12 protein-coding genes are annotated in these 13541 nt (G+C 29.0%); 5 read left to right on the top strand and 7 right to left on the bottom strand.

Going from position 1 to position 13541, the window contains the following annotated elements:
* Window positions 1-63: 63 nt before the first annotated feature.
* From AC2D6T_RS08720 to AC2D6T_RS08710, 3 genes are all read right to left on the bottom strand, one after another.
* Window positions 64-1170: a glycosyltransferase family 4 protein gene (locus AC2D6T_RS08720; protein WP_484681233.1), complete on the bottom strand. Its 1107-nt coding sequence runs from the start codon at window positions 1168-1170 to the stop codon at window positions 64-66.
* 125 nt (window positions 1171-1295) lie between these two features.
* Window positions 1296-2408 (bottom strand): nucleotidyltransferase domain-containing protein, encoded by a 1113-nt coding sequence (locus AC2D6T_RS08715; protein ID WP_484681232.1) that lies wholly within the window; start codon window positions 2406-2408, stop codon window positions 1296-1298.
* Between the two features lie 113 nt (window positions 2409-2521).
* The gene (locus AC2D6T_RS08710) at window positions 2522-2740 is read right to left on the bottom strand and encodes a DNA-binding protein (protein WP_484681231.1); all 219 of its coding nucleotides are present in this window, start codon (window positions 2738-2740) and stop codon (window positions 2522-2524) included.
* Window positions 2741-2815: 75 nt separating this feature from the next.
* Here AC2D6T_RS08710 and AC2D6T_RS08705 point away from each other — a divergent pair, with 75 nt between their 5' ends.
* Window positions 2816-3901 (top strand): Fic family protein, encoded by a 1086-nt coding sequence (locus tag AC2D6T_RS08705; protein ID WP_484681230.1) that lies wholly within the window; start codon window positions 2816-2818, stop codon window positions 3899-3901.
* Window positions 3902-4330: 429 nt separating this feature from the next.
* Here AC2D6T_RS08705 and AC2D6T_RS08700 read toward each other — a convergent pair whose 3' ends face one another.
* The 3 genes from AC2D6T_RS08700 to AC2D6T_RS08690 all read right to left on the bottom strand — a co-directional run bounded on the left by AC2D6T_RS08700 (window position 4331) and on the right by AC2D6T_RS08690 (window position 5477).
* Window positions 4331-4690 carry a helix-turn-helix domain-containing protein gene (locus AC2D6T_RS08700; protein ID WP_484681229.1) on the bottom strand — a complete coding sequence of 120 codons (360 nt, stop codon included), beginning with the start codon at window positions 4688-4690 and terminating at the stop codon, window positions 4331-4333.
* Entirely contained in the window at window positions 4687-5007 is a 321-nt protein-coding gene (locus AC2D6T_RS08695; protein WP_484681228.1) for a type II toxin-antitoxin system HigB family toxin, read from the bottom strand. Before AC2D6T_RS08695 ends, AC2D6T_RS08700 begins: the two co-directional genes overlap by 4 nt.
* Before the next feature lie 293 nt (window positions 5008-5300).
* Complete coding sequence (locus AC2D6T_RS08690; RefSeq protein ID WP_484681227.1) at window positions 5301-5477, bottom strand: hypothetical protein; 177 nt, start codon at window positions 5475-5477, stop codon at window positions 5301-5303.
* Window positions 5478-5583: 106 nt separating this feature from the next.
* On the opposite strand from AC2D6T_RS08690, the gene AC2D6T_RS08685 reads away from it, so the two are divergent.
* The 4 genes from AC2D6T_RS08685 (at window position 5584) to AC2D6T_RS08670 (ending at window position 10757) form a co-directional block, all read left to right on the top strand.
* The gene (locus tag AC2D6T_RS08685; protein ID WP_484681226.1) at window positions 5584-6813 is read left to right on the top strand and encodes a tyrosine-type recombinase/integrase; all 1230 of its coding nucleotides are present in this window, start codon (window positions 5584-5586) and stop codon (window positions 6811-6813) included.
* Window positions 6814-7133: 320 nt separating this feature from the next.
* Entirely contained in the window at window positions 7134-8201 is a 1068-nt protein-coding gene (locus tag AC2D6T_RS08680; RefSeq protein WP_484681225.1) for a Fic family protein, read from the top strand.
* A gap of 112 nt (window positions 8202-8313) precedes the next feature.
* On the top strand, window positions 8314-9414 hold the full coding sequence (locus AC2D6T_RS08675) for a nucleotidyltransferase domain-containing protein (protein WP_484681224.1): 1101 nt from the start codon (window positions 8314-8316) through the stop codon (window positions 9412-9414).
* 749 nt (window positions 9415-10163) lie between these two features.
* A complete protein-coding gene (locus AC2D6T_RS08670; protein ID WP_484681223.1) occupies window positions 10164-10757 on the top strand; it encodes a recombinase family protein in 594 nt (197 codons plus the stop codon).
* Window positions 10758-11830: 1073 nt separating this feature from the next.
* Here the strand turns inward: AC2D6T_RS08670 and AC2D6T_RS08665 are convergent.
* Window positions 11831-13234, bottom strand: a complete 1404-nt coding sequence (locus AC2D6T_RS08665) for a winged helix-turn-helix domain-containing protein (RefSeq protein ID WP_484681222.1) — start codon at window positions 13232-13234, stop codon at window positions 11831-11833.
* Window positions 13235-13541 lie beyond the last annotated feature (307 nt).

Below are 13541 nucleotides of genomic sequence, written 5' to 3'. Positions count from 1 at the left end.
TTTTAAATTGAATTTGATAAGAAGTTTTTCGTTTCCATACTAAAAGATGCGCTGCTATAGATTCTAAATAGATTTTTCATCATTTTTATTTGGCAGGCTTGAAACTTTTTTATTGATGAAAGAAAAGGAATATAACATTAATAAAATCAATAAAAGTAAAAGGAACGACGAAGCTAATAACCCAAAATAGCGAATGGCGTCAAACATGATGATAACAATAAGTATATTTACAATACCCATTGTAATGGAAGCTTTTTTGTGCGTAAGCCCTACATCTACTAAAACATGATGAATATGTTTTCTATCTGCTGAAAAAATAGCTTTATTATTGATAAACCTTATAAATATTACTCTAACAATATCCAATGCGGGTATTAATAAGACACTTAATAAAAACAAAGGCAGCTCTTTCCTAGAAATTATAATCTCAGAAACAGGTTCAATATCAAGAGATAATAATCTCATGGTCAACATACCTAAAACCAATCCAACTAAAAGAGAGCCTGTATCTCCCATAAATATTTTTTTTCTAGAAGAAAAATTATAGCGTAAAAATGAAAGTATCATAGCCAATAGGCACACACAAATTCCTAAATAAAAATACAATTCTAAACTGTAAAATAACAAGCCAAAGGTAGTTGTAATAACAATTCCTATAACAGAGGCCATACCATCTATCCCGTCAATTAAATTGTAAGCATTTATAAGACCAATGAGTAAAAAAACACTTAGCAACACAGAAATAAGAGGGTGTATTTCTTCGATCCCTAAAAATCCATGTAATGTGGTTATTCTAAATTCTGTATAAAACATCAAAATGCCAACAGAAATAAGCTGACCTAACAACTTCATTCTCGGAGTAATGTTTTTAGAATCGTCTTTAAGCCCTGTAAAAAAAATAATAGAAAAAGAGGTAACAAGAGCAATAATTATAGATCCTGTTTCCCATTTTTGAGTTAAAAATAAAGTAAACAATATAGAAATATAAAAGGCGATACCTCCAAAAGTAGGCACACTTTTTTGATGAGAACTTCTGTAATTCGGGATGTCAATTAAATCAAACTTTAAGCTAATAACTCGTATTTTAGATAAGACAAGAAAGCTTATTGTAAAAACAAAAATACTTAATAAAAGTAAATGGTATTCAGGTTTAAAATTTTCAATCAGCATTATTTTTTTTTTTGCAAATATAATACATATAAATTTATTTTCTTAACTTAAATAAATAAGATCCAAAAACCACCAACCAAAAACCATCAACCACCAACCAAATACATAAATAAAACAAGCAGCTGTTAGTTGGTAATCTTATCCTTAAAACCCAACTGAATCATTTTTTCTTTGTACCAGTTTTTATCAGTCAATCTTTTAAACAACCAAATGCGATACTCTTTATAAACTATAGATTTATAAATAATGTGTAATCTAAGTTTTATAAAAAGACAAACTTGAATCCTTTTGTGTTTTCTTTTTGTAGCTTTAGGATTTACAAACTGTTTTTGAAAACTATTCAAATACGCCCTTGTTTTTGTTGTTTTTTTGTATGTTAAACTATCTACGGAATTAAAAATTTGAAAACAAGCTGCTAAAAAACAATTCAAGGGATGGCTTAGTTTGTCTAAACTATTTACCGCAGCCATTGCATTGGTTTTTTTAGACAATACAAAAACGTCATAAGCATTTCGTAAGGCCATAGTTTTATACTCAAACCCATGGTCGTTTATTTGATTGGCAATAATGGATAAGTTTAATTTATTGGCATAACTCAAGACGCAAACATCATCAACTACCTGGCAATCTTTTAACACAAAATCGTAATTAAATTCTTTTCTATATTTTTCGATTCCCAATATTTCTGAGTGTATTTCTATAGCAGCAATAGCGTACTCTTTTTGAAGTCTTCTGTAATGTTTATCGCCTGGGAAGTAATAACCACAAGGATTCACCTCTGAGTAATCAAAATTTCTTAATAATTCAATGGCCTTAGGATAGTCTTCTTTTGAAAAAATAAAATCAATATCCCCCACCATTCGTTCCCCGATATCTACATAAATACCGGCTAATAAATTCCCAGTTCCCTTTAAAAATATGGGTGTAATATTGTTAGCTAACAACAGGGTATTTAATTCTTTGGCCTGTGTGATAATTTGCTGGTTACGCGCTCGGTTTAAATTGGTAATATGCTCCATATAGCCAACCAACTCCTCAGGTAAATACGGTAAAAAATTGGCACGTTGTAAATTACAGTACAATGCCGGCAACACATAATGGGCTGTACTTACTTTTACAACGCTGTCCCAATCTATTGTGGTTGTTTGTAATTGGGTTGTTATGGCTTGCCGATTCTTTGCTTCTAAAGAAATGGTCAAACACTGGGCGATAAAAAAAAGCGTTTCTTTATAATTCAATGATTTTAGTTTTTGATAAATGTGTTTTACTTTCTTGTGATTGGTCTATTATTAAAAAATCCCACCAGGGTCTTTCAGAATCGTGGGGAAATATATAAAATTTAAATGAATTACTATTTTGATAAAATATCAAATAATTCGTGATTAATGTAGTAATTCGTAACACCTAATTTCTTTTTTGTTAATATTCCATCATCTGACAACGTATTCAAGTAATTAGCAGCAGTAATTCTTGAAACCTTTAAATCTTTCTCTACAAATTCGATTTTAGTATATGGATGTTTAAATTTATTTTTTACGATCTGTTTATTGAACGTAATAATTACATCCATTAGTATAATAAAGGTAAATTTTTAGTATATTTACCCTCGTTAAGATTACGTGAGTAATATGTACCCTTATTTAAAATGACAAAATTTAATAGAAAAATACCTTACAATAGTTTACCAATATTACCCCCTAGAATAAATTTAGAAACTACTAAAGTGTTACGCAAGACTATTGATGCTAGTAGAGCGCTAGCAAAACTTAATGGTATGCTTACCAATTTACCAAATCCAACGTTGTTTTTGGATACGATTCATTTACAAGAGGCTAAAGCAAGTTCAGAAATAGAGAATATCATCACAACAAATGATGATTTATATAGATCTTTAGTAGCAGACAAAAAGTTTGATAATCCAGCTACAAAAGAAGTCATAAGCTACAAAGAAGCACTTTGGAATGGTTTACAACAAATAGAAACGAGACCTTTTATAAGTACAAACTTATGTGTTGAAATTGTACAAAGCATTAAAAAAAATACTGCAGGTATTAGAACAACGCCAGGAACTGCTTTGAAAAATACGAATGGTAAAACCATTTACACACCACCTTCAGGGGAAGCTATTATAAGAGAAAAGTTACATAATCTCGAAACTTTTATAAATGATGACGATGCTATTGATCCATTAATTAAAATGGCTTTAATGCATTATCAATTTGAAGCGATACACCCTTTTAGTGATGGTAATGGTAGAACAGGACGCATATTGTTGTTATTATATCTAAAACTCGAAAAACTGTTGGATACACCTGCTATTTATTTAAGTGAATATATCATTAAAAATAAGATGGATTATTATATGAAACTGAGAAAGGTAACTGAAAATAATGATTGGGAAGGGTGGATACTTTACATGCTTGAAATGGTTGAATATACAGCTAACAAAGGACTAGAACGCTTAAAAAATGTTACTTTATTAATGGATCAAATGGCAACAGAGATTAAGGAAACATTACCTAAAGTATATACTAAAGAATTGGTTGAAATACTATTTAGGTTGCCTTATACGAAACGACAGTTTTTAATTGATGCTAAATTAGGGACACCAAAAACCGTAGGTAATTATTTGATGGAATTAGAAAAATCTGGTTTTTTAATTTCTGAAAAAGTGGGTAAAGAAAAATTATATCTTAACCATAAATTAATGGGGATATTGGAAATCCCTTAATTTTCTTAGATTGTAAATTTTTCAAAAAAAAGGGTTGAAATAGTATTTAATTATTTCTTGTACTGGTCTACTATTAACAAATCCTGTAAAGATCTTTTTGAACCTTTAGTAAATATGTGAAATTTATCGGGATCATCATTATGTATAAAAAAATCAATTTTCTTTACAAAAGGAAGGTGATATGATAAGAGAACTCAGAAAGTTTAAACACTATAAGAGGACCTTTTGTGTTACTCAGTAAGTTTATGAATTTGAAAAACTAATGGCCGTTTCATGGCAATTTAAGAGTTTTCAAAAATTTAATTACTGAATATCAGTTATTTGTGAATTAATTGAGACTGCAGCCAGACATTAATTTACTACTTATTATTGTTTTTAAGTAATTTCACGTGTAATTCTCATTACTTAACGGCCATGATTATAATCATTTTATGCTAACAAAACCTCCGCCGGTATTCCAAATTCTTTATGAAATCTTTTAGCTAAATCCAATGTTAATGGTTTTCTTTTGTGTAGTAATGACGATATGTGACCTTTTGATCCATATTTTTTGTTTACAAGATCCCTATTTCTAATATCAGATTCTTTCATTTTTAATTTAATTACTTCAATGGGGTCAGGAAATGGTATTTCATAATGAATATCTTCATATTGTTTGATTAACATTAATACTATCTGAAGTTTTTCACCTTCTGCTGATTTGGGATTAATGTTTTTATTAAATTGAATATCTACCCAGTCTAGATAATCATCATATTGTTTTTCGGATTTTATAATACCTAGTTTCATTTGTTTCTTTTAGTTTTAAATTGAACAGATTCTACATTAATGGTATCATACTCTTTATGAGTTCCAAACCATTTAATTTGTATTGCTTTATAAGTAAATACAAATCGAACAACTAACCTGTATGAATTTCCTTTTATATTAAAGACAACTCTATCGTCTCCTACAATACTAGCGCTTTTATAAATTTCTTTTAATTCATTGAAATTCTTAAATTCAGATATTTCTAGTTCACGATACCATTCTTGAAGAGATGTAGCTGCATCAGGATATAATCTTATATAATTGAGTAACGTCCTTCTTTGTATGATATTAAACATCTACAAATATAATAAGTTTTCTAAAAGAAAACTATTTTAACTTTGTTTTTTTCTATTTTTTTAAACACCACACCTGCATTAAGTGTTAATGAAATAAAATTTAAAATTATTGATAAACAACGAAAATATAAAAGGTGGATAGATGTTCAAAACATAAAAAAGAACCTATAAATTTAAAAAACTCATGGCCGTTTCATGCCGTTTAAGGGTTTTTAAAAATTTAATAACTGAATATCATTTAATTATAAACTAATTGAGACTACAGTCCGGCGCTAATTTACTATTAATTATTATTATTTGGATAATGCATCCATCAAAATATCAGCGTATGCATCCATATTAGCATTTTTACCAACATATTCTAAAAACGTACTTTCCCTTGAGTGACCTGTAAGTTTCATTAGAATGGGAGTGGGTATTTTCCCATAATGATTGGTTGCAAAAGATCTTCTGAGGTCGTGGGAAGACAATAATTGATGTTTTGGAAATTGTCCTAAATAACTTCTAAATAATTTTTTGATGGCAGTTTAATGGCCGTTTAATGGCAGTGCTATATATTAGCCAAAACCTTTATAATTGGCGACAGTAGGATTTAGAATTAGAACAAAAAATAAAAGTTATGTATTTATTAAAATTTACCTGTATGCCCAAAAATCTGTTAGGTTAGAGACTTCCACAGGAATAAAAATTTATAGTAAATATTGGAATAAAAATCTTCAACAAATAGATTATGAAGCGCCAAGTTATGAAAAAAATAATCAAAAATTAATTGAATTAAAAAAATATGTTTTAGATAAAGTAAAGGATGGTCCGAAAAGTAATTTAGACTTACCATGGTTAAAACTATTAGTATACGAATTTAATGGAGGGAAAAAGTTTACAGAAGAAAATACTGTTATATTTCAGTCAAAATTATGGATTAAAAATAACTCACAAAGATTAAAACCAAATACAATCAAATTTTATTATGTTTTTATTAAAGTTATAGTAGAGTTCGAAAAGGATATAAATCAGAGGTTAGTATTCGAAGAACTTAATTTAAATTTACTTGAAAAATTTAAAAATTGGTTGTTAAATGAAAAAAAATATTCTATCAATTATTCCAACGGAATGATAAAAGGACTTAAAACAATATCTAAAGAAGTTTTAAAGCGTGAAATTGAGGTGAATCAACAAGTTTTTTATTTAAGTTGTTTTAAAAACGATAGCAGTAAAAAAATCATTAATTTAATTTCAATCTCAGAGTTCGCAAAAATTAAAAACTTAAAAATTCAATCTAATTCTTTATTAAACTCAAAAAAGTGGATTCTAATAGGTTACTCCATTGGCCAAAGAGTTTCAGATTTGCTCGAATTATCTATCGATAATGTAAGACAAGCGAACAATAACGGATTATACATAGATATCAATCAAAAAAAAACAGGGAAGTTTGTTACCGTTGGTATTGTTGATAAAGTTGTTATTGATATAATTTTAAATAGCTTTCCACATAAAATTTCTAATTCCAAATTCAACCAAGACATTAAAAAAATTGCTGAATTAGCTGAAATTAATCAAATTGTTGAAGGATATAAATATGATGGTTCTAAAAAGCGAAGTTATTTAGGACAATTTCCAAAACATCAATTATTGTCTTCCCACGACCTCAGAAGATCTTTTGCAACCAATCATTATGGGAAAATACCCACTCCCATTCTAATGAAACTTACAGGTCACTCAAGGGAAAGTACGTTTTTAGAATATGTTGGTAAAAATGCTAATATGGATGCATACGCTGATATTTTGATGGATGCATTATCCAAATAATAATAATTAATAGTAAATTAGCGCCGGACTGTAGTCTCAATTAATTTATAACTAACTGATATTCAGTAATTAAATTTTTGAAAACTCTTAAATTGCCATGAAACGGCCATGAGATTTTGAAATTTATAAACTTACTGAGTAACTTAAAAGGTTCTCTTGTAGTGTTTGTTTTATGAATCATATCACATTCTTCAATGGTTTTAATTTCTATATTAAAATTCCTGAGTTATCTTATCACATCACCTTCCTTTTGTAAAGAAAATTGATTTTTTTATACATAATAGTTTATCTTTGTATAGATTTTTTGATTTTCTTTACATATGCAATTATATACTTTAAGTTATCTTCCATTAAACATTGAGCTTGAGTCCACGATGGTTCTCAAGAAACTAACGTCCTCACATAAGGCATTGGCTGAGTTAAAAGGGATGTCTAAAAGTATACCTAATCAAACCATATTAATCAATACTTTAGGTCTTCAAGAAGCAAAGGATAGTTCTGCAGTTGAGAACATTATAACTACTCACGATGACTTATATAAGGCAGAACTTAATACAAATAACATAGAATCTCTTGAATCTAAAGAAGTTCAAAATTATATAGAAGCCCTTAAAAAAGGCTTTGAGCTTATAAACAACCAAAAACTCCTTACCAATAGGATGATTATTGAAATTCAAGCCACACTTGAAAAAAATAACGCAGGTTTAAGAAAGGTTCCGGGTACTACCCTTAAAAATAATAGTACAGGAGAAATAATTTATACACCACCTCAGGACCACCAGACTATTATGGATCTAATGAGTAATTTAGAGAAATATATTAATGACAATGAAATCAGTGATTTAGATCCTCTCATAAAAATGGCTATCATACATTTCCAATTTGAAAGTATACATCCTTTTTATGATGGAAACGGAAGAACAGGAAGGATTATAAATGTACTTTATCTTGTCCTTCAAAATCTATTAGACTTACCCATATTATACTTGAGCAAGTTTATCATATCAAATAAAAGTGATTATTATAAAAAAATTCAAGCCGTAAGAGATCATAAAAATTTCGAAGATTGGATATTATTTGTTTTAGAGGGTGTTGAACAGACTGCAATGGATACAATCCAAAAAATCACACAAATACAATCCCTACTATTAAAACAAAAACATCAAATTAGGAAAAATTACAAGTTCTACAGTCAGGACTTGCTAAATAACTTGTTTAAACATCCGTATACTAAAATCGAATTTGTAGAGAAAGATTTAAAGGTATCAAGAATTACTGCTGCTAATTACTTGAACACGTTGTCAGATGATGGAATATTAACAAAAAAGAAATTAGGCGTTACGAATTACTATATTAATCACGAATTATTTGATATTTTATCAAAATAGTAATTCAGTTAAATTTTATGTATTTCCCAAGGATTCTAAAAGAGCTTGGTAAGGTTTTTAATAGCAGATCAATCACAAGAAAGTAAAACACATTTAGCAAAAACTAATATCATTGAATTATAAAGAAACGCTATACTTTGTTGCAAAATGTTTAACTATTTCTGTGGAGGACAGGAATAAGGAAGCAATTGAAAAACAGTTGCAATCAAATAATATAGATTGGGATACTGTTGTAAAAGTAAGTACTGCTCATTATGTCTTTCCTGCATTGTATTGCAATTTGCAAAGGGCTAATTTTTTACACTATTTACCTGAGGAGTTAGTTACTTACATGAAACATATTACCAATTTAAACAGAAAGCGGAACGAAGAAATCATCACTCAAGCCAGGGAATTAAATACGCTGTTATTGACAAATAACATTACACCAATTTTTTTAAAAGGAACAGGGAATCTGTTGGCAGGAATCTATGATGATGTTGCTGAGCGTATGGTTGGGGATATTGATTTTATTTTTTCAAAAGAAGACTATCCAAAAGCAATCCAATTATTAAGGAGTTTTGATTATTCTGAGGTGAGTAAGCAAGATTACTATTTTCCAGGAGGCAAACATTATAGAAGACTTCAAAAAGAGAGTAACATTGCTGCTGTAGAAATTCATTCAGAAATATTGGCAATAGAAAAATATAGAAAAGAATTCAATTATAGTATTGTTGAAAAAGATTCTCAAGTGATTGATGAGATCAAAGTTTTGAGTTATGCAAACAAATTAAATTTATCCATCATAGCGAATCAAATAAACGACCATGGTTTTGACTATAAGACCATGGCCTTACGTAATGCCTATGATGTTTTTTTGTTATCTAAAAAAACAAATGCAAAAGATGCGGTGAATACATTAAATAAACTAACCAATCCTTTACATTGTTTTTTAGCAGCTTGCTATGAGATTTTTAACAAGGTAGATAGTTTAGAATACAATAACACAAAAATGTCAGCTTCCTATTTAAGTGTTTTTAATAATCAGTTTACCAACAGTAAAACAACAAAAAGACGACACAAACGCATTAAGAGGTATTTATTCTTAAAAAGTAGATTAGGCGTTATTTATAAGTCCCTCATATATAAAGACTATCGAGTTTGGTTATTCAAAAGGGTAACAGATAAAAACTGGTACAAAGAAAAACTAGTTCAGTTGAATTTTAAAAAGTAATATTATCATACTTGAGGCATAAAAATTTGAATTTCTGGTGAAAAAATGCCAAAATTTTCATTTTAGTTATTACCCCCACGAAAAAAAGATACTTTTTTACCAAAATTTTCCAAAAATTTGATCGAGAGAATTGACCTCCCTCTAAAGACATCGAAAAATGGGGTATATAAGGGGGGATACCTAAGCACTCCAGTGAGGGGGGCACCAAACTAACTTTAAATTTAATCAATGAGATTTTTAAAGCCGAACCAAAAAGCTCAAATTTAATTGGCATAAGATGTATTAAACTTTTAATTTCTTTTGTACAATGTCTTTTTTTAAAAAATATACTATTTTAGATTGTATTCACTAATAGTTATACTTTTTAGTGAATATAAGTACTGAGATAATATTTATATATTTAACGAAACGTCTTAAAAATTATAACAATAGTCCTTATTGAAATTTTTTAGAAAATTTAGAAGATGTTTCTCATTGCGGTTTTTAGTTCATATCAATTGTAAGAGATAACCGAAAGACAGTATCTCATCGACGTGGGACCTGATTAACATAGAATACTAATCGGCACCTCTATTATCAATGATACCTGAAGATAAACTATGTTGATCCATCTGAGATTTTAATCGGCAAGAAGGAAATTAAATCAAGATAAAAAAGGAAGCGCTAAAGTTGCGCTAAAGTTTGTCTGACTCTTAGGCAATACGGCACTTTCTCGGTAATTTTAATGTGTGATTTAAAATCCTACGATTATGAAAGTAAAGTATAATAGAGTGAGTACCATTCTTCAAACAGGTAATCGATTTGAAGCGGATACCGATAGATATGATATCACACTTCTCGACAAAGTATCAGGCTCGGTGAGTTTTAGAGATCGAGTTGAAGCTAAAAAATTGGTTCAACTAGTTGAGAACGGAAAAGTAACTGAATTAGTAACAGAAGAGTTTTCACGTCTTGGTAGAAATATGGGGGATGTAATTTCCACCCTTGATTGGTTAGATAGACACAAGGTTAATGTCAAAATTAGAAATTTAGGAGTTGAATCTAGACCTAATGGTAAAAGAAATCCTGTTTGGAAGATTTTATCAGCAACAATGAGTTCTCTTTATGAAATGGAATTGGAAAACATAAAAGAAAGAACTCAAACAGGGAGACTTATTTATCTTCAAAAGGGAGGTATCCTAGGCAGACCGAAAAACACTACTGAATCTAACAACACCTTTCTATCCAAACCAAAATCAAAGAAAATAATTCACTATTTAGAAATGGGATTATCTATCCGAGAAGTAGCAAAGCAAATAAATGCGTCACCAAAGACAATAATGAAAGTTAAAAAGTTACTATAATGGATACCTTTTTCACAATTTATTTTATTGTTGTTGGAGGGTTGTTCATTTTAAACTTGATATCTGTGCTAATCAAATTCTTGACAGGTGACGGTGAAGACTGGCAATTTCATTTGGCAGAGGATGTTTTGAACTGGTGCCTCTATTTATATCCAATTCGAAAACAAAAACCACTACTGACTTTAGCTGAAGGTAAATCTCATCTCGCGGGAGAGTATTGTTTCTACAATAACACAATTACCATCTACAGGAACAACAATGTAATACGCAGAGAACTAATCAATACTGTTATCCATGAGTATTTCCATTACTATTTAATTACATCAGAATCTAAGTCTAAACTCTACCATGATCAATTGGAACAATTCTCATTGGAGCAACACCCACAGGAAATTCTATGCAATACCATGGGAGAAACTCTAACAAAGGTCTACTTGAAAAACAATTAAAAACTGTGGTTATTTCACAAATAGTTCAATCCCCCAACCAATCATGCCAATTAGATTTAATTTACTACGTTATTCAAAATCAAGTACTCAGCATATACAATCGAGAATTAGTAATTATTCCTGTTGGTGCTTTGTGCCTTTTAACTGTCAAATTTATTACGACAAAAAACTATCAATTCATTTAGTAAAACCACATTGGATGGTTCTAATTCGTGTTCAGGTAGAATATTTAATTTTTCATTAAAAAAATCATTTAGTAACTCCATATTAGGTGGATTATTAGACCCACAATTGATAAGGTATTTGTTATAATATTCATAGTTTAAATTATTTTTTCCTTTTATCATCTTTCCTTAGTTTTTGAAGTTTATCTGTTATAGATTCTCTTAGAATATCTGAAATTTTTATTTGTTCATCTATAACGCACTCCATCAAATTATTGAATTGACTTTCGGTTATTCGAACTATTACTCTTTTTGACTTTTTCTCTTTCATAACTGTGTTTCTCTATAAATATCATAGAAAATAAAATATGTCAGACAGTTGATGATTTTTTTAGTGAGTCAGCCACAGCAAAATCATATTACAATGTAATTATCTATCTTTAAATCAGTTGAGTTTCTTCTATAAGTCATTTAAATAATCTCTTTTTTCATAATAATTATAAACCCACTTGGGACACTCAGGGTGGAAAATATTGTCAGTTGACACATTATGTCCATTTGAGAGAAAAACATCATCACCATCTACTATAGGATCTTCATCTGTATAAAGTTCATTAACATCAATAACCAATTTTTCTAGATCCACAGGTTCAGAATTTATATGTCTTTTAATTGTGCTAATAGATAACCCTGTTTTTTCTGCAAGTGCTTTCTGAGTGATTTTTAACTTTTGAGATTTTAACTCTTCTTTTGCAGTAATTATCTTTTCGATTGATGTATTACTTCTTCTTTTTCCATTTATTTTACTTGCTAAATTTCTTTTTTCTCCGCCTGTTAATTTTGAGTTACTATTGAAATGCACGTACTTATACTTTTTATTCTTAAATTCATAGTTTTCATCATTTTTAATGCTGGAATAAACGAAAGTAAATAGATCTATGAGTTTCTTATATTCCATTGGTGGTTTTCCATAATAATTATTGATGAAATTCAGATAAGAAAACAAGTAACTTGCCGGTAACTGTGGATTTAAATAAACAAGTTTATGGATCATAATTGTATAGATACTATGTTTTTTGGTATCTCTTATCTCGCGAGGAAAAGTAACATCCATTTTTTCTGATGCAAATAATTCAACAATTGGATTATTAACCACTACAGGTGTTTTTGTTACAATTTTATCCATAAATTCTTCGAATTCAATATTGGAAAGTGGCTCAATCAATGTATTATTATATTGTTTATTCAATATAGATTGATTGAGCTGTTTTTTAGAAGTGTTTTTTTCTTTACTTAAAGGAATATCAACTGTAATTTCATTCTCATAATTAACGAATGGTTCAGTGTCGTATGGCAGATACATTGCCCTGCCAATATTCTTACATTTTATATCAACCTGCTCTTCTTTAAGATATGTAGTTTTTATAATCTCCCATATATCATAGAAGTTATTGTTATCAATAATATTTGTTATTTTGAACAAAACAGATATGCCACCAGCACCACTTGACAGACATACTAAAGAGACAAGATGACCATATTTTTCAATGAAGTATTTTTTAAATTCTTGCACGTTAATCACATCATCGAAATCGAAATATATGTAAGAAGATGGTGCAATGAAATTTTTTGTGTAATCCTCCTCTTCTTTTAAACTACGCTTTTTAACACTGCAGTTTGGAGTAATGTAGTTTAGAAATATTTTCTTTTCCTTATAGGTCTGGTCCCCCTTTAATCTTAGTTCCCTGATCTCATTTATCAGAGATTTTTTAGGGTTGTTTTTAATTAATTTAACCAATTGTGATAAATCAATAGTTTTGCTGGGGATTAGATTAGTAATTCCTTTTTCAAAGTAGCTGAACATTAAAATAATAATCCCCCAAATTTCGATGTGGTGGCATCTACTTTAAGGAGGATAAACATGCTTTATGTGTATTATAATTATCATCCACCAACGATAATCACACTATCTTATAAGATATAAATCGAATTAAGTTTTAATAAAACATATCAAAAATTTTCGGGATTGTCAAGCCTAAATATAAAGGTGTGAACTGACACCTTTATATTATATTAAAAAAATCGTTTCAAAAATAAAAATAAAAAAGTCAGTATTTTATTTGGTGGAATAAATAATTTATTTATATCTTTGTGATCAAATTATATTAATA

It is taken from the genome of Polaribacter sp. YIW18 (genome assembly GCF_057219325.1).
The sequence above is the reverse complement of the archived record's forward strand: the minus strand, read 5'-3'. Positions and strand labels throughout refer to the sequence as shown.

Bases quoted from the DNA above. Each gene is read 5' to 3' on its own strand.
- AC2D6T_RS08680 (WP_484681225.1), top strand. From the start codon at position 7,134: ATGCAATTATATACTTTAAGTTATCTTCCATTAAACATTGAGCTTGAG.
- AC2D6T_RS08710 (WP_484681231.1), bottom strand. From the start codon at position 2,740: ATGGATGTAATTATTACGTTCAATAAACAGATCGTAAAAAATAAATTT.
- AC2D6T_RS08705 (WP_484681230.1), top strand. From the start codon at position 2,816: ATGACAAAATTTAATAGAAAAATACCTTACAATAGTTTACCAATATTA.
- AC2D6T_RS08700 (WP_484681229.1), bottom strand. From the start codon at position 4,690: ATGAAACTAGGTATTATAAAATCCGAAAAACAATATGATGATTATCTA.
- AC2D6T_RS08720 (WP_484681233.1), bottom strand. From the start codon at position 1,170: ATGCTGATTGAAAATTTTAAACCTGAATACCATTTACTTTTATTAAGT.
- AC2D6T_RS08695 (WP_484681228.1), bottom strand. From the start codon at position 5,007: ATGTTTAATATCATACAAAGAAGGACGTTACTCAATTATATAAGATTA.
- AC2D6T_RS08670 (WP_484681223.1), top strand. From the start codon at position 10,164: ATGAAAGTAAAGTATAATAGAGTGAGTACCATTCTTCAAACAGGTAAT.
- AC2D6T_RS08665 (WP_484681222.1), bottom strand. From the start codon at position 13,234: ATGTTCAGCTACTTTGAAAAAGGAATTACTAATCTAATCCCCAGCAAA.